Source organism: Mesorhizobium sp. CA4 (genome assembly GCF_020165075.1).
Lineage (GTDB): Bacteria > Pseudomonadota > Alphaproteobacteria > Rhizobiales > Rhizobiaceae > Mesorhizobium.
Map to the genome: position 1 here is coordinate 1 of NZ_JAIUHK010000036.1, position 23989 is coordinate 23989.

Annotated in this window: 13 protein-coding genes, 1 tRNA gene and 2 pseudogenes; 10 read left to right on the top strand and 6 right to left on the bottom strand. The window is 59.5% G+C overall.

The annotated features are described in order from the left end of the window. Positions 1-726: 726 nt before the first annotated feature. Positions 727-801 (bottom strand) — tRNA-Trp (locus LB528_RS24475). Positions 802-1227: 426 nt separating this feature from the next. On the opposite strand from LB528_RS24475, the gene LB528_RS24480 reads away from it, so the two are divergent. Then, entirely contained in the window at positions 1228-2409 is a 1182-nt protein-coding gene (locus LB528_RS24480) for a porin (protein ID WP_224517970.1), read from the top strand. 132 nt (positions 2410-2541) lie between these two features. Here LB528_RS24480 and LB528_RS24485 read toward each other — a convergent pair whose 3' ends face one another. After that, complete coding sequence (locus tag LB528_RS24485) at positions 2542-4218, bottom strand: tetratricopeptide repeat-containing sulfotransferase family protein (RefSeq protein ID WP_224716629.1); 1677 nt, start codon at positions 4216-4218, stop codon at positions 2542-2544. 330 nt (positions 4219-4548) lie between these two features. Here LB528_RS24485 and LB528_RS24490 point away from each other — a divergent pair, with 330 nt between their 5' ends. Further along, positions 4549-5154, top strand: a complete 606-nt coding sequence (locus LB528_RS24490; protein ID WP_224517972.1) for a hypothetical protein — start codon at positions 4549-4551, stop codon at positions 5152-5154. Between the two features lie 5 nt (positions 5155-5159). Here LB528_RS24490 and LB528_RS24495 read toward each other — a convergent pair. Next, positions 5160-5849, bottom strand: a pseudogene (locus LB528_RS24495) (site-specific integrase); the annotation flags it as partial. A 961-nt stretch (positions 5850-6810) separates the two neighbouring features. Between LB528_RS24495 and LB528_RS24500 the strand changes: the two are divergent. From LB528_RS24500 to LB528_RS24515, 4 genes are read left to right on the top strand one after another with little or no spacing between them, the layout of a single operon-like run. Continuing rightward, entirely contained in the window at positions 6811-7476 is a 666-nt protein-coding gene (locus LB528_RS24500; protein ID WP_224517973.1) for a hypothetical protein, read from the top strand. A 7-nt stretch (positions 7477-7483) separates the two neighbouring features. Next, entirely contained in the window at positions 7484-10531 is a 3048-nt protein-coding gene (locus LB528_RS24505; RefSeq protein ID WP_224716630.1) for an OmpA family protein, read from the top strand. A gap of 13 nt (positions 10532-10544) precedes the next feature. Beyond that, the gene (locus tag LB528_RS24510) at positions 10545-11039 is read left to right on the top strand and encodes a Rab family GTPase (RefSeq protein WP_224517975.1); all 495 of its coding nucleotides are present in this window, start codon (positions 10545-10547) and stop codon (positions 11037-11039) included. Between the two features lie 3 nt (positions 11040-11042). Further along, positions 11043-12113, top strand: a complete 1071-nt coding sequence (locus LB528_RS24515; RefSeq protein WP_224517976.1) for an adenylate/guanylate cyclase domain-containing protein — start codon at positions 11043-11045, stop codon at positions 12111-12113. Positions 12114-12244: 131 nt separating this feature from the next. Here the strand turns inward: LB528_RS24515 and LB528_RS24520 are convergent. Together LB528_RS24520 and LB528_RS24525 are read right to left on the bottom strand one after the other, a co-directional pair. Further along, positions 12245-13685 (bottom strand): annotated as a pseudogene (locus tag LB528_RS24520) (DUF5939 domain-containing protein). A 255-nt stretch (positions 13686-13940) separates the two neighbouring features. Next, positions 13941-16163, bottom strand: a complete 2223-nt coding sequence (locus LB528_RS24525) for a mechanosensitive ion channel family protein (protein WP_224716631.1) — start codon at positions 16161-16163, stop codon at positions 13941-13943. 517 nt (positions 16164-16680) lie between these two features. Between LB528_RS24525 and LB528_RS24530 the strand changes: the two genes are divergently transcribed. From LB528_RS24530 to LB528_RS24540, 3 genes are read left to right on the top strand one after another with little or no spacing between them, the layout of a single operon-like run. Then, positions 16681-17895 (top strand): glycosyltransferase family protein, encoded by a 1215-nt coding sequence (locus LB528_RS24530; protein WP_224517979.1) that lies wholly within the window; start codon positions 16681-16683, stop codon positions 17893-17895. 1 nt (position 17896) lies between these two features. Further along, the gene (locus tag LB528_RS24535) at positions 17897-19141 is read left to right on the top strand and encodes a glycosyltransferase (RefSeq protein ID WP_224716632.1); all 1245 of its coding nucleotides are present in this window, start codon (positions 17897-17899) and stop codon (positions 19139-19141) included. Beyond that, the gene (locus LB528_RS24540; protein WP_224716633.1) at positions 19138-20334 is read left to right on the top strand and encodes a glycosyltransferase family protein; all 1197 of its coding nucleotides are present in this window, start codon (positions 19138-19140) and stop codon (positions 20332-20334) included. The genes LB528_RS24535 and LB528_RS24540 overlap by 4 nt, the downstream gene beginning before the upstream one ends. Before the next feature lie 26 nt (positions 20335-20360). Here the strand turns inward: LB528_RS24540 and LB528_RS24545 are convergent, their stop codons facing one another. Then, a complete protein-coding gene (locus tag LB528_RS24545) occupies positions 20361-21032 on the bottom strand; it encodes a class I SAM-dependent methyltransferase (RefSeq protein WP_224518011.1) in 672 nt (223 codons plus the stop codon). Between the two features lie 156 nt (positions 21033-21188). On the opposite strand from LB528_RS24545, the gene LB528_RS24550 reads away from it, so the two are divergent. Beyond that, positions 21189-23903 carry an ABC transporter transmembrane domain-containing protein gene (locus tag LB528_RS24550; RefSeq protein ID WP_224716634.1) on the top strand — a complete coding sequence of 905 codons (2715 nt, stop codon included), beginning with the start codon at positions 21189-21191 and terminating at the stop codon, positions 23901-23903. The last annotated feature ends 86 nt before the right edge of the window (positions 23904-23989 follow it).

A 23989-nucleotide genomic window follows, 5' to 3' on the forward strand; every position in this document is an offset into this window, starting at 1 on the left:
AGCAACCCTCGTCTTTTAATCGCACGAAAGGGCGGGCCACCGATCTCCGCCTCGGAACATGACGTCTAGACCTCCGCTGGATAAACTCCCAGCCGTAATTGAGCGACTGCTAATGTGATAATAGCTTGATGCAGCGCGGGGTACACACCGCCAATCCCGCATCTGGCCGATGCGGTCCGCTGATATCTCCCCAGTCCCAGGCTGCACCGGCCGTCTTTTGAGGAGCCTAAGCCGCATCGCTCCTGGTGGTAGCACCGGCGATGCGAGTGAGAATTGCGGCGTCCGTCAACACCCAGGACGCCGCATGTCCCTGAGGGCGAATCCCCGCCGAGCAGCACCGTCACTGACTCCGAAATAATCAGCATCCCGGCGGATCAGCCGTGCTGATGGTGTGGTTAATTAAAGGCACGCCGCGCTCGCTGCCACGAAACCGCGCCGAGCGTCAAATTGCTGACCTCTGTTTGCGTGAAATTACTGCCATTTCCCCACGGCATGGAAACCCAATGCATGTTGCGGGCTCTTAGCGGATTTGTTCCGAAAGCACGCCAAGCGATATCGTCGCTAAGCCAATGGGTCAGTTGAATGAGCAACGGCTCGGTGCGGCAAATATTTAAGTCCGCGATTCTGGACGACCACCACGAGCGTCGGTCCGTCGCTGATTTGAAGTCGTTAGAGCGCCGGGGCCCTGAGAAACGCGAAAGCCAGTCCCAGCGAATCTTAAGGCTGCGATGATGGGATTCGAACCCACGAGAAGCTTCTGACCTCTACTCCCTTGGCAGGTAAGCCTTCGACCACTCGGCCAGCTCTCCGTAACGGCGCTGGATAGAGAAAGACGCCGGCACATCAACAAGCCGGGGCCACACCGGGGAGATTTTAGTAGAGCAGGCGCCGATTCTTGGCGGCGGCCTTCTGGCGACTCAGAGGCCACGCGCCAATTCACGCCGATGATTATCGGATTCGACCGGCTGCAACACGTCAATGGTTAATGAGAACTTTCGGAGTGAGGCAAAATCGTGACGTTTCTGCAACACACGCAAGGCATAGAACATGGAGGGACCCCTAGCCTTAACGATCATGGTTGAACGGCGCCGGCTCATGGGTAAAGGTCACGTTCGAAGGAGCGGCGCGGTGCGCATCTTTTTCGGTAGTGGGGATGGGGCAGGGAACGCTGTCCTTCAGCAAAAAATACCCAGACCCGTTTTTTAACTTTTGACTGGAGGTCAGAAAATGAACATCAAGAGCCTTCTTCTCGGCTCAGCTGCGGCCCTGATCGCAGTTTCCGGTGCTCGCGCCGCCGACGCGGTGACCGTCGCCGAGCCGGAACCGGCCGAATACGTCAAGATCTGCGACGTCTACGGCGCCGGCTACTTCTACATCCCGGGCACCGAGACCTGCCTGCGCATCGGCGGCTATGTCCGTTACGACATCGGCGTCGGCGACGTCGGCTCGTTCGACGGCGCGAAGGCGTTCGATCATCGGGATGGCGATGAGCAGGAAACGTTCTACAAGCAGGCCCGCTTCACGCTGAAGACCTGGACTGGCCAGGAGACCGAGCTCGGCACGTTGAAGACCTACACCGAGACCCGCTTCAACTTCGGCAATCACAACGACTACGGCTTCCGCACCGGTGCCGGCACATTTAATTACGCCCACAACAAGGGCGTTTCGCTGAACTTCGCCTGGATCCAGCTCGGTGGTCTCCGCGTCGGTAAGGACGAATCGGCCTTCGATACGTTCGTCGGCTACGCCGGCAACGTCATCCAGGATACGATCGTTCCCTATGGCGATTTCGACACCAACGTCGTCCAGTACTACTTCGACGCCGGCAACGGCTTCTCGGCTGTCGTGTCGCTCGAAGAAGGCTCGGGCCTCAAGGGCACCATCGACAGCTACGTTCCGCATGTCGTCGGTGGCGTGAAGTGGACGCAGGGCTGGGGCGGCATCTCGGGTGTTGTCGCCTATGACAGCAACTACGAGCAGGTGACCGGCAAGGTTCGCGTGGACGTCACTATCAACGACCAGTTCTCACTGTTCGGCATGTTCGGCTACGGCAATGATGGCAAGCTGAACGACGATGCAACCAACGTTTTTGATGCCCACGGTCGCGGCTTCTACAAGCAGTGGGGCGGCAACTGGGCCTGGTGGGCTGGCGGCACCTACAAGTTCAACGAGAAGACCGCGTTCAATCTTCAGGTGTCGGGTGACGATGACAAGAACTACGGTGTAGCGGCGAACGTTGCCTACACGGTTGTTCCCGGCTTCACCATCACGGCCGAAGTGGACTACGATCACCTCGGTACCTTTGACTCGGCCTTCGCCAACAACAGCAATTCCCTCTACGGCAACTGGACCAATGCCGACAAGAAGAACAGCGTCGGCGGTCTCCTCCGCTTCCAGCGCGACTTCTAATCGGCGCTGTCTGTAGGAAATAGAAACCCGGCGGGCGACCGCCGGGTTTTTTTGTGAACAGAATGTCGTCAGATCAGACTGCTGCGGCGGTATTGCTATCGTTCACTGAACTGGCACAATTGAAAATTGCGGTCAGGTATCAGCTAGCTCGCCCAACGCTTCGATCAGGGGCTGGATCTCGCTTTCGTAATTCTTCCATCGCTTGACCGACGACTTGTAGATCGGCTGACGCACCTGCCAATTGCTATAGGTGTTTACTGAGCCAGCCCTGTCAAAAAAACGCAAGCAGGCATCGTCCCAGGGCAGCCCGAGGTAATCTATCAAGCGGCGCGACTGCTCCTCTTGATTTTCAATCAATGTCTCATACCGGTTTTCAAAGATGCGGCCAGGGAGGACCTTGCTCCAGTGCCGCGTCAGGCGATCGTATTCCCTGTAGTAGAGTCCTAGAGTCTGAAGATCGCCGCTGTAGCTGTGCGCTTTACTGAATTGCAGGACGAAACAGGAGATACAATTGTCGATAGCGTCACGGCGACAGTGAACGATGCGCGCGTTGGGAAACAGGATGCCGATCAGGCCGATTAGCTCGAAATTGTGGGGCATCTTGTCGACGATTCGGAGTGCGTCGGGTGCTCGCTCACGCAGATAGGCGAGGTGCTCGTCTGCCAGTGTCCTGGTCAGATCGGGGGTCATTTTGGCAATCGAATTGCCGAGGTCTGCGCCGGTACGGGCCTTGAGCCCGAGTCCATTGGCTGTTCGCGCAAGCTTGCTGAGCTCGCCGGCGCCATGAACATGAGGATGGCTGGCGCAAATCTGCTCCGTCAGCGTCGTGCCCGAGCGAGGCATGCCGATGACGAATACAGGCGCCTCTGAGGGATTGCCATAGGCGGCCATTGAAGCCACCAGCTCGGGCGTGAAGGTTTCGATCATGACATCGACCCAGCGACGATAGCTTCCTATGTCGAATATTTGGCCCCCAGCCTGATTCCCTTGCTTGAAGTGGTCTATCGCGTCCTTGTAGCGACGGAGGTCGTTGAGAACCTTTCCGGCGGCGTGATGGAGCGCTGCCGCTTCCTCCGGCATATGGCTTGGGTCCTCAAGCTCCCTTAGGATCGCCGCGAGCTCCGGCGGCTCTTCCGTGTACTTACGTGTGTGTACAAGTGCGTTATAGGCTGCTGGCACCGCAATGCGCCGTCCTATCGCCTCTTTCAGATGAAGTGCGGCTTCATCCATGCGTCCGAGGCTTGTGAGCGCGCGAGGCAGCCCGATCCGGGCCAGAGGGTGATCTCGTTCGATCTTGAGCGCCTTCTCAAAAAGCGGCAGCGCCATTTCCCCCTTGTCAAACGCATTGTAAGCATCGCCCAAGGCGCAAAGAGCTTCCACCAGGTCCGGCTTCAATGCCAAAGCCTGCTGAATGTGCCTGATTGCCGGCGTAAATTCGCTAAGCTTCAGGTAGGCCTCACCGAGGCTAAGGTGGTAATAGGGATTTCGCGGCTCCGCTGCGACCGCACGGGCAAAGTACCGCAAGGCCTTCTCGTCGTCGTATCCGATGCCGAGGGTTCCCAGGATGTAGAAAGCCAAAGGATGGTTTGGCGTGCGCGCCAGAACCCTGAGACAGAGTTCCTCGGCCTCCGGCAATTGCTCGGCTTTTTGCAGCTCAAGCGCCTGTCTCAACAGTATGTCGTCGGCCTGATTACGGGGCGGACCGACCTTCGGCTGGGCTATGGGTGATGCAGCTTTCGGCGATACCGCCCTCGCCGAAGGCTGCGTCTTGAGGTGCTTTGCCCAGGCTGGCGGCAATCGATTGGTCATCTCTCTTGGCTAGCAAAAGCGACAGCCGGAATCTAGACTCCATGCACACGAAGAATCTTGCACCCCTATAGCCGCCGCGGTAGCAAGAAACTCCATTTTTCCCGGGCCTCTGCCATGCTCCAATGTCCCCACCTACGCTGATCTTCGCCGCGGGTCCTGACTCGGTGTCATCCGTTGATCCGAAAGAGCGACAGTGCGATCGTTATTACATCCTTCGAGTTTCGGGGCTGGGACATGGTTACTAGGCGCCGTCTAGCCAGAGCAGTTCACAACGTTAAACTTACGCGCCGCGAGGACCTTGAAACTCGACTGTACTCTGAAGTTCAGAGAATGCTGAAAGAGCATGATCCAACCATCCGTTTGCCTGCCGTCCGCACTGCATCAAGGTTGGCCGCGGTTATTGCGGCTCAAATTGCTGTGCAGACTCAAGCTACCCAGCGTTCTTTTAAAACAATTGAGGAGGACCTTTCGGAATATGCGACAGATTTTGTTAGTGGTCTGATTGACGAGACCACGAAGACTTTCAATAAGCGATTAAGCAAATTCCGCGCCAGACCTCCCCAATTATCGCTTGAGGCTACAATCGAATTAGCCGATGATTGGGCTGGCCCAGTAGCAGGACCTACTGAGATAGAAAGGTACTTTGGAATTCCACGATCCACGCTCTATCGATGGCAGAAACGCAACGAGGTGGTGTCGATAAACTCTCGAACGAGCAGCAAGCCAGTTTTCCCTTTGAAGCAGTTCGTTGACGGACGCCCGCTCAGCGGGATTGCGGAAATAATTTCAATTTTCGGCGATCAGCGCACTGCTTGGCTATGGCTGGTGACGCGACGGTCCGATTTCGGCGGGCAGACCGGCCTGGATCTCCTTCTGGATCGAAAAGTCGATATGGTCACAAGCGCTGCCCGCGGCTCCACGCCATTTGAGGGTTGACGAGATCACGGCTTCGAGCTCTTGCCGCGCACCTCCACCACTCCGCTCTCGTTGCGAGGAGCTTTGGCAGGCGTAGTCAGCAGGGACGCAAGCGCCGGGGCCTGTGGCGGGCGCGGCTTCTCGAGCACCATGACACAGCCGTCGAGATCATTGGTCGCCAGATGCGCGTAACGCATAGTCATCGACAGCGTCTGGTGACCCAGCCACATCTGGACGCGCCTTATGTCAATGCCACCCTGGACGAGACGTGAAGCGCAAGTGTGACGGAGGATATGCGGCACCACCTGCTCGTCGGCGCCAAGACCGACTTCCGCCTTCGCCTCGTTCCAGATCGCGCGGTACTGCGCCTGGGTCAGCATGGCGAACGGGCCTTTCGGCCGGCGCCCTTCCGTTTTCGGCGGCAGCTTGACCACCTCCTTGACCCGTTCGGTCATCGGGATGGTGCGGCTGCGGCCAGACTTTGTGATCCAGAGGCTGCCCCGGTGTTCCTGGATGTCATTCCAGATCAGGCCGAGCGCCTCGCCGAGGCGGCAGCCGGTATCGACCAGGAAGACGGAGAGTCTGTAGGCATCCTCGCTGCGGCTCCTGATCGCGACGAACAGCCTCGCTTCCTCGTCCCTTTCGAGGAAACGAATCCGTCCCGCCCGCTCCTTCTGGCGGCGGAACTCCGGCAAGCTGTGGATATCCCCCATCTTAGCTTAGACAACCTTGGTTCTTGCGACTCGTTGTACCGAAAAATCAAGTTCTGAGAAGAAAAATCGCAAAGTGCTCGAACTCTTTCTGCTGTGATCGAGGCGCGCATCGCCGGACAAACGGTGGAGGCCTTGCCTATGACAGGGCCAGTTATCCTGCGAATCCGTAAATCCAGTTGAAGTGGGTTCCGCTTATCGAGAGCAGTGTCTCCTGGTCGACGGGACAGCACCCCCGTTGCACCAATGGCCCGTGGTCCGCACCACGGCAGCGGACCGCAAAGGGCCGATCACGCCTTCCATTCTGGGGCCTTGGCGAAGATGAGGTCGCTGACCCCAGTCACATACCTGGTCAGGCGCAGCCCGGGCGGCGACTCCAGCTTCTGACGACGCCAATTTGTCGATGCAGACGGGACCGGACGCGCCACAGTCCTCGCAGCTTATCACTACTCGCCCGCGAATGGCGTATCGCCTGAGCTGGTGCAAAACGTGCAAGGGTCGGCAATCAATGGGCTATGCGCTCTTTGCCTTTGCTCTTGGTGGCTTTGCCAAAGGTTGTCGGCCGAGCCGCTCGCCTTCTGCCAACTCTGACCGCTTCGCGGCATAGTTTGGCGCCACCGTCGGGCAATCTCTCAAGCACAAGGCGAGAACCGTCGAACATCAGGCTGGTGCCAGTTGGGCCCGCATCGGTAGGAGCACAGCAACGAAGGCCGGAGCGGCGATGAAGATATAGGCCCGCCGACGTAACGTTCGCTTTGCACATGGCCGTCATCCCTACGGTTCCGTCGGTTAGCCAAAGGCGCAAGCGGTACCGACAGCGACGCCAATCGGCGCATTTGACGGTCCGAGAGGCGAACAAGGACGGACGAATTCGCTCAGGCCAAGGGGATTCCGCCTTGCGGGCCTGGTATTTGTCTGACATAATTTACCATGTTCTAATGTTGCAGTGAGTAAATGGGGCTCTGAGATGGCGAAGGAATCTTCGAGTGCCGCTTCTTCGGCAAATAAAGCGGATGCAAGTCTGATAGGTAATGCAGAGGGAAACGGGCTGAACTTTATGGCCCCCCAAGGGCGCGAGGGCGGGCCTGGCGGTGACGCTCCAGGTGTCGATAAGATACGCGATCTTTTGTTCGGCAATCAGATGCAAGACTATGATCGGCGCTTCTCCAAGCTTGAGGAACGGTTCCTGCAGCGATTCAAGGATGTCGAATCCGAAACTAAGCGCAATCTTGAGACCTACGAGTCGAATGCCAAGAAACAGGTCGACTCGCTGGCGACGCAGTTGCGCAACGAAAAGGATGCGCGCGCCGAGGCCGACAAGGAGATCGACCGCAATCTTCGCGATCAAAACCAGGCGCTCGAAAAGCAGGTGCGCGCCTTGTCGGATCAATTGAGCGAGCTCGAGCGCGAATTCGCGGATCGCATGAGCAGAAGCGACCATTTGCTGCGCGAGGAAATTAAGCAGAAGAACGAAAGCGCTCAAATGCTGATGGAGAAGATCTTTTCCGATCTCAGCAACGTCAAGACCGACCGGAATCTTCTGGCCGGCCTGTTCGTCGAGGTCGCGAAATGTCTCAACCAGGATCCCGTCGGCAGCAAGGGCAATTCGGAGCGTGGCTGGAAAGTGAGTTGATCGGAACTTGACGTCGAGCGTCGAACCAATCAGCCTATCTCAAAGACAAGCTTCGAACGATACCGGTATTGATCGCGAGGCTTTGGCCCGCCTTTTGGTGGAAATTGCCCGGAACGTCGATCCGGACAACCATGCCCTTTACGAAGGCGTTCCAGCCGCCGACCATCGGCTGGAAATGCTCCGCCAGTTGCTGGTTGGCGGCGAAATCTCGGAGCTGTCACGCGTTACGCACCTGCTCGACGAACCCGAGCAGCTTGCCACAGCAGTGGGCAACGTTCTGCCCGAAGCAACTGCGCGCGCGTCCCATGCGCAACTGGGCGAGGCCCTTGCTCCGGCTGTCGAGAGGGCCGCGCAGCGGTCCATCCAGAAGAACCCGAACACGCTGACGGATATATTGTATCCGGTGTTTCTGCCCGCCATTCGCAAGTCGATCGGCGAAAAGATCGACCAGACTTTCCAGTCGTTGAATGAGTCTTTAAGGCATATATTCACATGGCATGGGTTGAAGTGGAGGTTTGAAGCCTGGCGAACGGGGACAAGCTTCTCGGCAGTTGTTCTCAAGCATTCTCTTGTCTATCGCGTCGAACATGTCTTTCTCATCAGCCGCGCTTCCGGGCTCCTGATTGCACATGTAACTTCCCAAGACGCAACCAGCGAAGACCCTCAACTGATTTCCTCGATGCTGAGCGCGATCCAGGATTTTGTGAAGGATTCTTTCAAAGAGAAGGAAAACAGCGGCCTCGACACCATCCGGTTCGGGGAACTTCGCCTCTGGTCGGAAGTCGGACAGTTCGCGACACTGGTTGCGGTGATCCGGGGAAATCCTCCGGAGGAACTGCATGAAGTCATCCGCGATGTACTGCTTCGCATCCATCAAGAATCCTCGCGAGCCCTGGAGCGGTTCGACGGCGACAGTTCCCAGTTGCCCGGCGTGGAGACGCAGTTGCAGACCTGCGTCGAACTGCAGCACAGGGATTCGAAAGAGGGATTTCCCTGGCTGGTGCTGACGGCGGTCCTGCTGGTTTTGATCGTGGCGGGCGGCTGGTCCTTTCTGTCCTGGCAATCCGCACATCGCTGGCAGACCTACCTGTCGCGGCTGGCAGCCCAGCCCGGCATCGTCATTTCGGACCAAGAAATCCGTGGCGGCGACTTCTATGTCGCCGGCCTGAGAGACCCGCTCGCCGCGGACCCGCGGTCGCTGCTGCCGGGAACGGAGGTCGATCCCGCCCGCGTTCATTCAAACTGGCAGTTCTATCAGAGCCTCGAGCCGCAATTCGTGCTGAAGCGGCTATCGGCGTCGCTGGCGCCACCGGATTCGGTACGACTCTCGGTCGTCGATGGTCGCATCGTCGCCGAGGGCGACGCGACCACCACGTGGATCGACCGGGCGCGGGCCGCTGCCCAGCAGCTTTCGGCAGGCGGCCCGGTCTTCGACATTTCCGGGGTCCGCGATGTGAGCGCCGAGGAGCGCTGGCAGGCCTACGTGTCGCAACTGGAGACCCAGCCTGGCATCATCGTCGCCGATCACAACGTGCGCGACGGCCAATTCTACATTACAGGTCTGAGAGACCCGCTTGCCGCCGACCCAAGGTCGCTGTTGGCGGGAACGCAGGTCGATCCCGCGCGTGTTCATGCAAGCTGGCAATTCTACCAGAGCCTTGAGCCGCAGTTCGTGCTTAAACGGCTGACGGCCTCGCTTGCTCCGCCGGATTCGGTGCGGCTTTCAGTCGTCAATGATCGCATCGTTGCCGCGGGCGTAGCCACCACCGCGTGGATCAACCGGGCGCGCGCGGCCGCCCAGCAGCTTTCAGCCGGCGGCCCGGTCTTCGACATTTCCGGGGTCCGTGATGTGAGCCCCGAGGAGCGCTGGCAGGCCTATGTGTCGCGCCTGGAGGCGCAGCCCGGCATCGTCGTCGCCCAACAGAATGTGCGCGATGGCCAATTCTATATTGCCGGCCTGAGAGACCCGCTTGCCGTCGACCCGCAGTCGCTGCTGTCCGGGACGCAGGTCGATCCCGCGCGCGTTCATGCCAGTTGGCAATTCTATCAAAGCCTTGAGCCGCAGTTCGTCTTGAAGCGGTTAACGGCGTCGCTTTATCCGATGGATAAAGTGCGACTTTCAATCGTCAAGGGTCGCATCGTTGCCGAGGGTGAGGCTCCCGACACCTGGATAGATCGGGCGCGCGTAGCGGCAAGACAGCTTTCAGAAGGCGGGCCGGAGTTCGACATCTCCAAGGTTCGTGATGTGAGCCCCGATGCACGCGCGGCGGAGCATTGGCAGTATTATGTGTCGCGACTTGAGGCCGAACCGGGAATCATCGTCGCTCAGCAATCGGCGAGGGGCGGAGATTTCTACATTTCCGGTCTGAGAGATCCTCTTGCCGTCGACCCAAAAGCTCTGCTGTCCGGAACACAGGTCGATCCCGCTCGCGTTCATTCACAGTGGCAATTCTATCAGAGTCTTGATCCGAAGTTCGTGGTGAAGCGGCTGACGGCGTCGCTGTCCCCGCCGAAATCGGTTCGGCTCTCGATCGTCCAGGGTCGCATCGTCGTTGTGGGCGAGGCACCTGCCGGCTGGATCAGCCGGGCGCGGGCCGCCGCCGACCAACTTTCGGCGGACGGAGTGGTTCTGGACGTCTCGCAGCTGAGCGAGCTAAACCTTGCAGAGCTTAATCAGTTGAGAGAGGCCATCCAGACGACCGATATTTTCTTCTCTTCCGGTAGAGTTGTCCCGGGACCGGAGCAGACGCCGGTGCTCGACAGACTGGCTGATCAGCTGAAGGAATTCGCAGAAAATGCCCACAAGGCAGGCGTGACGGCGCGGTTCATGTTGACCGGCCATTCGGACACAACGGGTCGCGAGACGGCCAACGCGTCGATCAGCGCCGCCCGCGCCGAGACAGTTCGCGCGCTTCTCAACAAGCGCGGCGTTACTCCGGAACTCCTGCAGGTTCGGGGCGCCGGCACCTTCGAGCCTGCGGTGCCCGAAAATGAAAATAGCCGAACTGGGAACTCCACCAATCGCCGGGTTTCGGTTACGGTGAACCTGGAGTAGCGCGGAGCCCAGGATGCTGCAAAAAAAGATCTGCATGTTGGGCGGGTTCGCCGTCGGCAAGACGAGCCTGGTGCGCAGGTTCGTCCAAAGCATCTTCTCGGAAAACTACCTGACCACGGTCGGCGTCAAGATCGACAAGAAGAGCGTCGCGTTTCCGGACAAGACAGTCGATCTGATCTTGTGGGATCTGGCCGGCGAAGACGATATCGGCTCGTTCCGCGTCAGCTATGTGCGAGGCGCGACCGGGCTCGTGCTGGTCGCCGATGGAACCCGGCCAGCCACTCTTGCCGTGGCGCTCACGCTGCGCGAACGGTGCGAGGCCGAATTCGGCGCCATGCCGTTCATATTGCTGTTCAACAAATCCGATCTGACCGATCGGTGGGCGATATCGGAGGGCGAGATCGACGAACTCAAGCAACGTGGATGGCAGATCTATCTGACGAGCGCGCTTTCGGGCGAACATGTCGACGATGCGTTTCGTCAGCTTGCTTCGATGGTCGCCAACTAGACCATGTCCAGTTTGCCGAAAGAAGTCAGAAGCTGGATATACGACTTCTTCTCGAATGAGCGCTTCGCAGCGTATCTCATGATCGATACCCGGCAATGCATAGAAGCCAAGGGCGGCAATCTCGACTTTTACGGGCTCTCGTCGCTTCGCATCGGCGAGCCCGTTGCCCAGCAGCTTGAATTCATGGAAGGGCTGCTGCCTTGCCCCGAGCTTCCATTCCATATGCCCATGATGGAACTGCCCGGCGGGCATGTCGCGGACCTTCACTTCTTTGGCGATGGCGACTCGGTGTGGCTGGTCTTTCTCGACGCCACGCCCGAACGCGACCACCAGCAGCGGCTTCAGCAGAAGGCATACGAAATGACGCTTCTGCAGGAGAGGGAGCGTCAACTCAATGCGAAGCTACAATCGACGAACGAGGCATTGAGGGAGAGCCAGGAGGGTTTGTCGCGCGAGTACCGGCGCGCCGAATCCCTGCTCCTTAACATTCTTCCGGCCTCGATCGCGGAGCGGCTGAAGGCGGACGAGCAAATTGCAGACAACCACGCGGAGGTCAGTGTGCTTTTTGCCGACATCGTCGGTTTTACGGAAAGAGCGCGGAGCGTCGGAGCCACGACGACGCTCGCTATCTTGAATTACTTCTTCAGGGCTGCGGATCTGCTCTCGGAACAGCATGGCTGCGAAAAGATCAAGACCATCGGCGATTGCGTCATGGCGGTCGCTGGCCTGCCCGTCGCGCGACCAGATCACGCGCACGCCCTTGCACATTATGCGCTCGAGCTGCGGGAGGCGGCCAGGCGCGAGCGCTTTGCAGGAGAACCGCTAAGCCTTAGAATTGGAATCCACTCAGGGCCAATCGTCGCGGGCGTCATCGGCAGAAGGCGGTTCGTCTATGACCTGTGGGGCGACACCGTCAATCTCGCCGCGCGCATTCAAAAGGCCGCAGAGCCCGATGAAATCCGTGTTTCAGATACAACCCACGAATTGCTTGGACCCGATTTTGCTTGCGACCCGCTCGGGGAAACGGAATTGCGTGGCACGGGTCGTGTGCGAATGTGGCGGCTCCGCGGCTGATTTGCCGTGCTGCGAGGGCGCAATCCAAATCAACTGGTCAGCAGTCGGACGCCACAAGCTCCTGTCCTAAAGCATGTCTCCTGGGACTGCTCCAGGCAGTGCCAAAGGGAGCCGGCACGCAATCGCTTCTATCACCGCATAATGCGATAGACGGTAGCATCACCCTCCACGCCTCGAAGAGGCGCGTCAAAGGCTTCGACATGATGGCCAGCGAGCATGTCGCTAACCCCCGGCGCGGAATGGAGGGCCTCGGAAATGCAGACCTGTCCGGCTTGCGCCAAGGACTGCACGCGCGCGGCCACATTCACGGTCTGGCCAAAATAGTCGAGGTTGTCGTTGAGCGTCACGGCGATGGACGGTCCACAGTGGGCACCGATTTTGAGGATGATTCCCGGCCCGTCATGGTCGCTGTTGAAACGATCTATTTCTTCAAAGATGTGGAGTGCTGCCGAAATCGCATCCGACGGCTGCGAAAACGCAGCCATCACCGCATCTCCAATCGTCTTGACCACCGCTCCGGAATGTTGCTGAACCGCCGCGTTGACCAGAGCAAAATGCTCGCGGACCAATGCATAGGCGTTGAGGTCACCCAGGCGCTCATACATGGCGGTCGAACCCTTGAGGTCGGTGAACAGGAAGGTGATCTGCCGGATGCCGAGCCCCTCCTTCTCGTCGACACGTTCGGACCGGAAGAGCTGGCGGAAGGTTTGCCGCGCAAGCAGCGCTCCGCCGGAGACATAAGGGTCGAAATCGAGCGCCGGCTTGGTGGTCAGCGCGACCAGCTCGGGCGGCCAGTTGATGGCAAGCAATGAACCTCGCACCGGCCCCCTGTTCGCCACCTCAATGACAATCGGACCAGGCGGCACGCCAGGCAACGCCGGCAAGAAGCGTTTGCCGTCATAATCGATCTTCAGAAGCGTCGGCCAACACCGGATCGCCTGATATCGGCAAAGCGAATGCGGCTTGCGTCTGCACGTTGACGCCCGCAAGAGCGCCCGGTCCCAGGTCGGCGCGTAGCACTGTGATAGTCCCGGGCGGCAGAAACGTCATGCCCCGAACGAAGCCGCGCAGAACGTCAACAAAGCGAACGTCTTGCCCGGGTAATCGCCCGTCATGTCCGAAGTACAGCTTCCAGTGAAAATCCTCGACAGGCAGCGTCTCGGGATCATGGTGCGGCAGGCGCCGCAGCTTCGGCGATATCGAGAAGGTGACCTCGATGAAATCGTCGAGGTCGGTGTCGCCCGACACGTCGCACAGGCCACAGACGTAGTGGGTCTTCAGCGTGCGCAGGGCGCCGAAACTGTCGAGCACCATCCCGGACTGGGGACAAAGCACATCCCAGCTCATGTCGAATAGTCCACAGCGGGCGGCGTGAAGGAAGAGGTCGATTGCTTCAGGCTCGGCGATTGCGCGGTCGCGAGCAAAGGCCAGCGGATTGATACGATAGAGCGAGTGGTCGTCGGCGCTCCTGATCAGCGTCTCAAACTTCGAGATGACGCGCGGGCTCCAGGCGCGCGCCTGCTCCACCTTGGTCATTTTGCTTTCGAGTAGACGATCGTTGATTACCGTCACGCCGGATCCTCAACCTTGCCTCGCGACAGCCTACTAAAAAACCAGCGCGATGCGAATGGATTGAATCCCTTAGATGCACGACAGTCGGCCTGGATCAGGATGACGTTTCAGCGAACCGCCAGCCTGATCTAACTCCTGGTGGAGCATGATCTTTTCCGAAAACCGGTTCCCACTTTTCGGAGGAGGTTGAAAATAAAAGTACCCCTGCCGCGCGGGCGCCGCGCCGCGCTGTGGCCGACAGGTGTCACAGCTTTCCTATTCCGTTGTGCTGGCTTTTTTCCTACGCCGGTTCGTGTGCGACTGCGCGACGGCCAGTTTCAACTCGGGTGTGATCTCCACAGGCGCATTCTCTGCCCCATGTGGGCTCTGCAGCCCCTCGACGTGAACGGTCGGAAATGGGAGTTCGATGCCCTGCTCCTTGAAGGCCTGGCGGAGGCGTAAAAAGAATCTCCCTTTCATAGCGAAGGCACCTCCCGGTCTGGTTGTGACCTTGACCCTCAATACGATGCCATACTCACCGAACTCCTGTACGCCCTGCATCTTGATCGGTTCGATCACCCAGTTTTTGAATTCTGGATCTTCCGCCAGCTCCAGGCCTATCCGCTTGATCAGCTTGCGAGCGAACTCGATGTCGGTGTCATAGCCGACGGTGATGTTGAATTTGTCGGTAACCCAGTCACGGCTCTGGTTCTGGACGGCTCCGAGTTCACCGAACGGTATTGTAAACAGCGGGCCCCGATGGTGGCGCAGCTTCACCGAGCGCAGCGAAAAGCTCTCCACCGTACCCCTGTAGCTGCCCGATGAAATGTATTCGCCGACACGAAATGCATCGTCGAGCAGATAGAACACGCCCGAAATGACGTCCTTGACCAGGGTTTGCGCCCCAAATCCCACGGCGACGCCAACGACGCCGGCGCCGGCGATCAGCGGGCCGATCTGGATACCGACCGAGGCGAGCATCATCAGCACCGCCATGACGACGATCACTGCCAGCAGAATGTTCTGGATGATCGGCAAGAGCGTGCGCAGCCGCGCCTGCTGCGGATCGACGACCGGCATGTCCTCGTCGCCGATCACCGCGTGCCGCGTTTCGATGCCCAGCTTTCTCTCGATCAAGGCCTTGATGATCGACCAGCCGAGATCGGCGGCAAGCGCAATGACAATGATATTGATCAAGCCGCGCAATATGAGCGTGGTCGTCGTGTTGCTGTCCTGCATCGACTGCATATCCAGACCCCAGACACGCGCGCGAACGTAAGCCGCCGCCAGGATCAAGATCATCCGAATTCCGCGATCGATCACAGCGATCGTCACCGCCGGGATCGTAGGCCGGCCAGCCTCTTCGGAACCCGGCCGCAGGACGAAATTGACCCCTCGCTGCGTCAGCACGATTGTGAAAGGCAGGACGAATGCGGCCAAGGTAAACCAGAACCACGTGTACAGGCCGGCGGTGCGCTCCAGGAACAGAGCGATGAAATAGGCAGTCAACAACCATGTCACTGCCGTGCGACTGTGCCCATCGTTCCGCCGTGTTCTTGGCCGACGCCAAACGGCAAGCAGAAGGAGCAACAGCAGTACGAACTCGGCGCCCAACGAAAGAACCACCATTCCGTCCCGATCGATGCCGAGACCAGGCAGGAGGTTGAACGCGGCGGCGAAGAAGGCGAAGACGCCGGCGATCCGGGATAGCCAATAGGACCAATGGTCAGCCGCTTCGTTGGTGACCGGCAATGCACGAACCTCAACGGCATTCTCGACCTTCATGAAGGACGGGACCAGCATGGCTATGACGTATGTGCGAACAGCCCATGTAACGACTGCCGCTATGAGAAATGTCAGCACGATCTCGCGGATAAGCATTGGCCAGTCGAACAGCATGAACGCGCCGGCGCTGCCCAGCGCGAACGACACGATCAACAGGCTGGAATAAAGCGTGCGACCGCCAATCTTCTTGGCTCGTCCGAGGGGCGTATCCTTCGATTGCGCGATTATCCAAAGACGAAATGGACGGGTGAGCTTGTACGTGGCCCAGGTGAGCGCCAGGCCGGCGGCAATGAACACCGCGATTAGCAAGAATATACCGGCCGACCCCCTGCTGGACATATCCTGCATGGTCTTTGCCCGAACATGCGCGAACTGACCTGGCAGCAGGGGCAAAGTTTGCACAATTCTCTCGATGTGATGCTTGATCCGATCGAGCGTCGAGGATGCCATCGTACTCATCTGGTCCGGTGCGGCCGCGGCATCAGATGATGCGCTGGCGGGTGAAGCTCCTGCCGCGGCAGAGGCTGCCGTTGAACCGGCGTCCTGATTTCGTTGTTCAGCCACCCATGCCTTCACCGATGGATCGTCAAGAAGATCGAACAGCTGTTTGACCTTTTCGGGTGGGACGGTCGCCGGCGCCTGCGCCTGCGCCGGACCGGCCAACAAGAGGGCGAGCACCGCAAGAACGATCGGACGGGCAATCAGGACCAACATCGCCGTCAAATTTCCGACACGTCTTGCCAGGCGCCCTGGTTTCCTGGCTCCCAATCGTCCATTCATGAGTGGCATCGTGCTGTTAGCCCTCCGGCCAGATCGGCAATCAACGACATCCATGTCCGTTGTTGCCTTACCTTGAAGAAACCGATGTCGCGGTTCAAGACGCCATCGTTGCGGGCCCGCGACGGGACCTGGCGGCACATTTCACTCAGGACGTCCATGTCGTGGTTGTGCACGCCAAAGATATGCAGCCTTCCATGGAGCTGCTTTCACGCGAAGCGCCCGCTCCTACGGCATGCATCTGCCGCTACAACGCTTTGGCAAAGTGATACAGGTTTCTTCCCGGCCACATGGCAAGCGGGCAACTGAGTGGACTTCCTGGCTTCAGCCATGGCCCCCCAGTAATACGAATTGAAAATTGCGCCCTCATGTTTCACAACAGGTCGCTTAGGCCTCAGGATGGCTTCCCCAACCGCCCGTTTCCCAAGGCGAGAATTCGAAAAGACGTTCAGAAATGATCCAGAACGCACAAGACGCTCGAATTCTCATGTACAGCCACGACACGTTCGGGCTCGGCCACCTGCAGCGCTGTCGGACCATCGCGCATTCGCTGGTCGAGGATTTCCGCGGACTTCAGGTGCTGATCATTTCGGGCGCCCCTATTGCCGGCGCCTTCGACTATCGCGCCCGTGTCGACTTCGTGAAGATCCCCAGCGTCATCAAGTTGCGCAACGGCGAGTACACCTCGCTGGAAAAGGATATCGATCTGCAAGAAACGCTCAGGATGCGCCAGTCGATCATTCGCCACACGGCCGAGACCTTCCGGCCGGATATCTTCATCGTCGACAAGGAACCCCTCGGCCTGCGCGGTGAGATCGAGGACACGCTGTCCTACCTCAAGACGCGGGGTACCACCCTGGTGCTTGGCCTGCGCGAGGTGATGGATGCGCCGCATCTGCTCGCAGCAGAGTGGGCACGCAGGGATGTGATGCGCAAGATAGGCCTATTCTACGACAAGGTCTGGGCTTATGGCCCGCCGGATTTCTACGATCCGTTGACCGGTTTGGATGTGCCGCCGGCTGTCAGGGCAAAAATGCGGTTCGTCGGTTTCCTGCAACGGAGCCTGCAGCGGGTCGAGTTGCCCGGCCACCGGCCCGAGGGTGAGTATACCCTCGTTACCACAGGCGGCGGCGGTGACGGCGCGGAACTGATCCACGACGTCATCGATGCCTATCAGCAGAACCCGCAATTGCAGCATAGGGCGCTGATCGTGCTTGGGCCCTACATGCCGGCGCGCAAGCGCAACAAGCTGCTTAACAAGGGGGCCAAGATCCCCTACATCAAGATGATCGAGTTCGACAACCGCATGGAAGACCTGATTGCCGGGGCCAAGGCGGTAGTGGCGATGGGCGGTTACAACACCTATTGCGAGATACTGTCTTTCGACAAGCCGGCGCTGATCGTCCCGCGTACCGAGCCTCGGGAGGAACAGCTGATCCGCGCTCGGCGCGCAGCCGAACTCGGCCTCATCGAGATGCTTTTGCCGGAAGAAGCCAAGGATTCCCAGCGATTTGCCGATGCTCTGGTGGCGCTGCCGGACCGGCCCCGCCCATCCCAGAGCAATCCGCATCTGAGGCTGGAAGGGCTTCCCCATATTTCCGAAATCGTCGCGGAACTGCTCGACCGGCGGGCCACTCCACACCTTTCGGTCATTGAAGGAATGAACTGAGTTGCAACACCGCAAGATCGTCGTGGTTCTGAAGGGCTATCCAAGGCTGTCGGAAACCTTCATCGCGCAGGAACTGCTCGGTCTTGAGCGCGCGGGGTTCGACCTGATACTCGTCGCGCTCAGGCGGCCGACCGACGAAAAACGCCACCCGGTGCATGACGAGATCAAAGCGCCCGTCCGTTACCTGCCGGAATATCTGCATGAAGAGCCACTGCGCGTGCTTCGCTCGCTGTTTGCCTATGTGCTGCGGCCGGGTTTCTGGCGCGCGCTCGGATCGCTGGCTGCCGATGTATCCCGCGACTTAACGCGCAATCGCGTGCGCCGCTTCGGGCAAGCGCTCGTGCTGGCGGCCGAATGGCCGCAAGACGCGGGATGGTTGCATGCACATTTCGCGCATACGCCGGCGTCGGTGACGCGCTATGCCAGCCAGCTTCGTGGCCAGCCCTGGAGCTGCTCGGCCCATGCCAAGGACATCTGGACTTCGGCGGACTGGGATCTGGCCGGCAAGCTTTCCTCGGCACGCTGGACCGTCACTTGCACGAAAACCGGCTTCGACCGTCTTAAGGAACTCGCCAACGGCAAATCGTGCGTGCATCTGAGCTATCATGGGCTCGATCTTGATCGCTTCGGCAGTTTCGGCGGGGCGCGAAAGCAGCCTGACGGCTCGGCGCCGGACGAACCGGTCATCATTCTCAGCGTCGGGCGCGCCGTCGAGAAGAAAGGTTACGATACCTTGCTGGAGGCCCTTGCCCTCTTGCCTGGCGATTTGGCGTGGCGTTTCGAGCATATCGGCGGCGGCGAGGAACTGGAGCGGCTCAAGGCGCTGGCGCGAAAGCTCGACCTGGATGGCCGCGTCTCCTGGAAAGGCGCGCTTGCGCAGAATGAGGTGCTTGAGCACTACCGGAGCGCCGACATATTCGCCCTGGCCTGCAGGATCACTGCAAATGGTGACCGGGACGGTCTTCCGAATGTCCTGGTGGAGGCGGCCAGCCAGCGGCTTGCCTGCTTGTCGACCGATATTTCCGGCGTGCCGGAGCTTTTGTCGCCAGATGAGACCGGCCTGCTGGTTCCGACGGAAAACCCGATTGCCCTGGCACAGGCGCTGGAGCGCCTGATCCGTGATCCCGTGCTGCGCGGTCGCCTCGGCGACGCCGCGGAACGGCGCGTGCGAAGCAATTTCGATCATATAGCAAGCATTAGACATCTCAAGCAACTGTTCCAACAGGAGTGGCAGGCTGCCGAATGAAGCGGCTGAGAGTCTTCTTGTATGTCCAGCACCTGCTCGGCATCGGCCATCTTGCGCGCTCCAGTCGCATCGCGGCGGCACTGGTCGATGACGGGTTTGACGTAACCGTCGTGACCGGTGGAGCGCCGATCCCGGGGTTTCCGGAATTGGGGGTGAAATCTGTACCCCTGCCGCCTGTCACCTCCGGTGATGAAGGATTTTCCGGACTTGTCGACCTGCATGGCAAACCCATCGACGATGAGTTCAAGAAGCGGCGTTCAGAGATGCTGGTGCAGGCGTTTCGTGATTGCAGGCCTGATATCGTCATCATCGAGGCCTTTCCATTTGGGCGCCGGCAGATGCGTTTCGAACTCTTGCCGCTGATCGAGGCCATCGAAGCGACGTCGCCCAGACCGCTGCTGGCGACGTCCGTCCGTGATATCCTTCAGGAACGCGTCAAGCCGGGCCGAAACGAGGAAACGGTCGACCTCATCAGCAGGCATTTCGACCTCGTTATGGTCCACGGCGATCCTGCTTTCGCAACCATCGACAAGACATTTCCACTGGCCGGGGCAATCGAGGCGGAGGTCACCTACACAGGGCTCGTTGCCGCGCCGCCACCGCCCGCGGCCACCGAGCGCTTCGACGTTCTGGTGTCGGTTGGCGGCGGGGCTGCCGGAAGGGGCCTTGTCAGTTCCACCATCGCAGCGGCGCGGGATGCGAACAACGGTTGGAAATGGTGTTTGATCACCGGCCCAAACCTGCCGAAAGATGACTTTGACGCGATCGCACGCGATGCCACGCCGGGCCTGTCCATCTTCCGCTTCCGCCAAGATTTTGCCAGCCTGCTGACCGGCACCCGCCTGTCGGTTTCGCAGGCGGGTTATAATACGGTCTGCGATGTCCTGCGCGCGGGTTGTCGCTCCCTGCTTGTTCCATTTGCAGCGGGCGGGGAAACCGAACAAACGGTTCGCGCCAAGATGCTCGAAGAACTCGGCGTTGCATCGGTCTTGATGGAAAAGGAGCTGACGCCTGGCAGTTTGGCGCAAGCGATCGAACAGGCGCTTGTGGCACCGCCGCCGTCCGCGCATCGTATCGATCTGGAAGGGGCGCGTCGTTCGGCGCAAATCCTGCGCGAGCGGCATCGAACATGGACCCAAAAATTGGAACCGGGTTTGGGAAAGGTTCGCGATCGAACAGACAATATACGGTAGAGCGACGCTCTTGGGGGCGAAAGGTACTAAACAGTTCCAATCAGCATGAAGCGCGTATATTTTTTTGTCGGCAGTTCACCCGAGAACCGCACCTCCCGCAGCGCCGCCATCCCTTCGAAGGCTGAAAGTGAAGCCACGCAGTTGATGTGCGTTGGCTCGCTGAAATAGTCATTCGATTGCAGCAGCACACTGGTGCCCCGCGCGAGCAGGGCAAGCCAGGCGCGCAGATCGGTTATGTGTTCGCAGCTCGTATTGATCACCAAATCGGGCCGCCCGGCCGCGTAGTCGAGTGCGTACATATCGGCCGTCAGCGCCTGGAACCGGTCGCCGGCTTCCCGGTTGAGGGTCCGGGCGACTGGCGCGACCTCGGGATCGATGTCGATGCTATCGACTGCCGCAATATCGAAGCGGACGTCGTTGAAAAGCATTGCCGGCAATATGCCGTACCATCCACCCAGAACCCAAATGCGCTCGAACCGGCCGCCGCGGCTTTCGAACAGCCTGTCGAGCGCCCACATCTTGCATGCGACCTGTTTGTGATTGAAGGCGTTGGCGATGTCGGCCTGCGGATGTTTGGCGATGACGCGCGCCAGCCCCGCCACGAGAGGGTGGTTGACATAGGCAGCAATTCCCCGCGTGAGGTCCAGGGCTTGCTCGTGCCCGTCCATGCCGGCATTGCGTGGTTGCGTGACATCCATCATATTCGTCTTGTATTTGGGGATTTCGGGCGACACAACGCAATCTTGGCCCGCCAGCCGCTTCGCAAGCTTCGTGTCGCCGGCGATGATTGCCGATGCGACGTTCACCAGCTGATGTTTCTATTTGTTCCTTAAACTGAAGGTCCGCAGTCGCATATGGAACCCAGCCTAGCTCGCTATATCTGGACGCACACCAAGAAGCAGCAGCTCTGGATATTGGTTATCGTCTTGCTTTCGATGATCCCATATTTCATGTCCTTTGACCTGCCGAAGCTGATCGTCAACGGCCCGATCCAAGGCAAGGGCTTCGATCAACCGGGCGCGACCCAGCCATTCATGAGGCTACACTATAACCTGCCGTTCATCGGAGAGGTCCAGTTCTTTCCTGGCTTTCAGCTCGACCGCACGACGACGCTGTTTGCCCTGAGCCTCGTGTTCCTCCTGCTGGTCGTCATCAACGGCCTTTTCAAATTCTACATCAACACATACAAGGGCCGCCTCGGCGAACGCATGTTGCGGCGTATCCGCTTCGATCTGGTCGATCGTGTGCTGCGGTTTCCGCCGCGTTATTTCAAGCGCGTGAAATCCGCCGAGGTGGCGACCATGGTGAAGGATGAGGTGGAGCCGCTGGGCGGTTTCATCGGCGATGCTTTCCTGCAGCCGGTGCTGCTCGGCGGTCAGGCGGTGACGGCTATGCTGTTCATCGTGGTCCAGAACTTCTGGCTCGGAATGATCGCGGCCGTAATCGTGTTGATCCAGATCGTGCTCATCCCGCGAATGCGGCGGCGGCTGATCGTGCTCGGGCGCAAACGGCAGTTGACGGCGCGCGCGCTTTCGGGCCGCGTCGGCGAAATCGTCGACGGCATCGGCGCGGTTCACGTCCACGATACATCAAACTACGAGCGCGCCGACATAGCTGCCCGGCTCGGGCTCATTTTCAAGATCCGCTTCGATCTTTACCAATGGAAATTCATGGTGAAGTTCCTCAACAATTTTCTCGCGCAGATCACGCCGTTTCTGTTCTACATGGTCGGCGGGTATCTGGTCATCCAGGGGCGGCTGGACGTTGGCCAGCTCGTGGCCGTGATCGGAGCCTACAAGGACCTGCCCGGACCGATGAAGGAACTGATCGACTGGGATCAGGACCGGCAGGATGTCCAGGTCAAATACCAGCAGGTCGTTGAGCAGTTCACCGTCGAGGGTCTCATTGCGCCGCGAATCGGGGCACTGACGATCGACGATCCAGGCCCGATGACCAACCCCCTGTCGGCTATCGGTCTGTCCATGGCAGACGATGGCGGTGCAATGCTCCTCGATCGTATCTCTCTCCAGGTCAAGCCGGGGGAGACGGTGGCGCTGGTCAGCACCTCAACAGGTGGAGCGGAGGCGCTCGCAGAGGCCTTCGCGCGGCTGAACTGGCCGGAAAGCGGAAGGGTCGCTTCGGGTGCCGACGACCTGCTTGAACTGCCAGAAGCAGTGACCGGCCGGCGCATGTCCTATGCCTCGTCGGATGTTTTCCTGTTCCAGGCAAGCCTCCGCGACAACCTGCTCTACGGGTTGAAGCACGCGCCGCTGACGTCGGTGACCTATGAGGGTGCCGCGGCGGACCAGCACCGCTGGAACATCCACGAGGCGCGCCGGTCGGGCAACCCGGACCTTGATATCCACAGCGACTGGATTGACTATGCTTCCGCCGGCGCTACCGGCCGGCACGACCTCTTTGAAGCCGTGCGCCGGGTGCTCGACGCGGTTGTTCTGTCGCGCGACGTTCTGGATCTAGGTTTGCGTTCTTCGGCCGATCTCACGCGTCACACGGAACTGGCGGGACGGATCGTCGAACTGCGCGCGGCGCTGCGAACCCGGCTGGAACACGAAGGATTGAGCGAACTGGTGGTTCCTTTCGAACCGGGCGCCTACAACAAGGAAGCAACGATCGGCCAGAACCTGCTCTTCGGCGCTGCCGCCGGCCCGGAACTGGCCGACAGGGCTCTGGCGGCAAATCCCTATTTTGCGTCCGTGCTGAGGCAAGCCGGCCTCGATCGCACGCTCTACGAAATGGGCTTGGAGATCGCCGAACAAGCGATCGAGCTGTTCGCCGACCTTCCGCCCGATCACCAGTTCTTTCAGCAACTTGCCTTCATGAGCGCCGAGGAGATACCCGCATACGAAACCTTGCTGCAACGGCTCAAGAACCGTCCCTACGAGACGGTCTCGGAGAACGACCGCGCCATGATCGTCACCCTGAGCTTTGCCTATGTCGAGCCTCGGCATCGCTTCGGCCTGCTGAGCGACGAATTGATGAACAAGATCGTCGCCGCACGCAACCAGTTCTATGAAAACCTGCCGCCCGAGCTGGAAAACGCGGTCGAACGGTACGATCCTGCTAAATACATTGCCGCGGCTGCCGTCATGGACAATGTCCTGTTCGGGCGACTGGGCAGCAACCATCCCGACGCGCCGGACCGCATACGCTCCATCGTCTATGACATTCTTGATGAATTGGGGCTTTATGCCGAACTGCTGGATGTCGGTTTGGACTTCAACGTCGGTGCCGGCGGCAGGCGGCTGACCGGTGGGCAGCGACAGAAGCTCGATGTTGCCCGGGCCCTGCTCAAGCGGCCCGATTTTCTTATTCTCAACCGGCCGCTGTTGGCCCTCGACCAGCGCGTACAGGAGAAGGTGATGCAAAACGTGCTCGAGGAAGCCAGACGCGACGGCCGTTCGCCGGCAATTGTGTGGGTCGTGACGAATCCGGCAATGGCGATGATGTTCGATCGTGTTGTCGTCTTCGACGCGGGTCGTTTGGTGGAAGACGGAACACACGAGACGCTTTTGGCAGCAGGCGGTATTTTCAAGGAACTGCTGTCATAGAGCATTGGACATTCAGGTGGGATCATTCCGCCGGCGGGAACTTGCTGCAAGGTCAAGGGGGTCCGCTTTCCGGCTGGTTGGGCTCG

Bases quoted from the DNA above. Each gene is read 5' to 3' on its own strand.
- LB528_RS24480 (WP_224517970.1), top strand. From the start codon at position 1,228: ATGAACATCAAGAGCCTTCTTCTCGGCTCAGCTGCGGCCCTGATCGCA.
- LB528_RS24485 (WP_224716629.1), bottom strand. From the start codon at position 4,218: ATGACCAATCGATTGCCGCCAGCCTGGGCAAAGCACCTCAAGACGCAG.
- LB528_RS24490 (WP_224517972.1), top strand. From the start codon at position 4,549: ATGCTGAAAGAGCATGATCCAACCATCCGTTTGCCTGCCGTCCGCACT.
- LB528_RS24500 (WP_224517973.1), top strand. From the start codon at position 6,811: ATGGCGAAGGAATCTTCGAGTGCCGCTTCTTCGGCAAATAAAGCGGAT.
- LB528_RS24510 (WP_224517975.1), top strand. From the start codon at position 10,545: ATGCTGCAAAAAAAGATCTGCATGTTGGGCGGGTTCGCCGTCGGCAAG.
- LB528_RS24515 (WP_224517976.1), top strand. From the start codon at position 11,043: ATGTCCAGTTTGCCGAAAGAAGTCAGAAGCTGGATATACGACTTCTTC.
- LB528_RS24525 (WP_224716631.1), bottom strand. From the start codon at position 16,163: ATGTTGGTCCTGATTGCCCGTCCGATCGTTCTTGCGGTGCTCGCCCTC.
- LB528_RS24530 (WP_224517979.1), top strand. From the start codon at position 16,681: ATGATCCAGAACGCACAAGACGCTCGAATTCTCATGTACAGCCACGAC.
- LB528_RS24540 (WP_224716633.1), top strand. From the start codon at position 19,138: ATGAAGCGGCTGAGAGTCTTCTTGTATGTCCAGCACCTGCTCGGCATC.
- LB528_RS24545 (WP_224518011.1), bottom strand. From the start codon at position 21,032: ATGGATGTCACGCAACCACGCAATGCCGGCATGGACGGGCACGAGCAA.
- LB528_RS24550 (WP_224716634.1), top strand. From the start codon at position 21,189: ATGGAACCCAGCCTAGCTCGCTATATCTGGACGCACACCAAGAAGCAG.